Origin of the sequence: Williamwhitmania taraxaci (assembly GCF_900096565.1) — a bacterium.
In the GTDB taxonomy this organism is placed as follows: domain Bacteria; phylum Bacteroidota; class Bacteroidia; order Bacteroidales; family Williamwhitmaniaceae; genus Williamwhitmania; species Williamwhitmania taraxaci.
This window is the reverse complement of record NZ_FMYP01000183.1, coordinates 1-1045: the sequence shown is the minus strand read 5'-3', so window position 1 is coordinate 1045 and position 1045 is coordinate 1. Positions and strand designations below refer to the sequence as shown.

Genomic DNA, 1045 nt, shown 5'->3' with positions numbered 1-1045 from the left:
GACAGGGCGGTGCTACCCTTGTAAAGCACCAGTGGGATTGTCTATTCTCCTCCGGTGTGGTCATTGGAATGTTTGAGAAGGAGGAGGATGGGGCGTATATTGCACAAATTGCTCAATGCCTTGGTGGTGCTGCTATAGATTTTGCACTATACTATAGTGTTACGTGGGTTAGTATGTTTTTTGATGATGCCATAACCACCGCTCCAAATTTTACTGATTTTAGCATAGTTACTAATTACAAGGATTTTAGTTGGAAAGAAGCGGGTGTATCTGCTAGTATCTCTTGTGCCGCAGCGGTTATACCTGCATTTTCTTCAGGTGAAAATGTAAAGAAACTTGCTGTTGGAATGGCTGCTTTTGCTGGTGCCGCAGAAGGAATGACTACTGAACTAGCAAAACAGTACGATATTACTTCTGCACGATTAACGAAAGAAGGCAAAGCGAATGGAATTTCAGATGTATTACTAGAGATAAGTTGGACACCTGTATTGGCAAATGCAGGTATTAGTGGTGCAATTACCGGGTTTAGTGCTTATGTTGTAACAAAGCCTCAATATGCCGTTTTAGTTGCTAAACTTAAGCGTAGACTTAATGTTACAGGCAACAAGTTTACATCAGAATTGACAGCCTATGTCAATAAAAGACTTGGGAAGTCAGTTAGTGGGGCGGGGAGTGACCTATTATCCTTTGTAAATAAAACACTTACGCAGAAACTTGACGACATAAAAGGGATTTGGAGTACAAAATATCCAATACAAGAAATGCTTGAGGGTAGAAGTTTCTTTGAGGATATTATGGGGCAATACCGATATTTGAAATCATCAGGTTGGTCGCACACAGGAGATATATCAGAATTTTTTAAGGGAGTAGATTTTTATAAGGGTACGACACAAGGAGCAAATATTTTTGCTGAAACTGCGGTATCAATGAAAACAACCATTACTACTAATGTAGATAATTGGTTGACTTCTGCTCCAATGAAAAAGAATCACTACTGTCCGACTAAACTCTAAATATTCATTTATTGCCTCTGCATCCCAATAAA

Annotated in this window: 1 protein-coding gene; it reads left to right on the top strand. The window is 39.3% G+C overall.

The features are described 5' to 3' along the window. Positions 1 to 1013 (top strand): hypothetical protein (locus BLS65_RS17840; RefSeq protein WP_212590602.1); only part of this gene is annotated, 1013 nt, incomplete at its 5' end. Between the last annotated feature and the right edge of the window lie 32 nt (positions 1014 to 1045).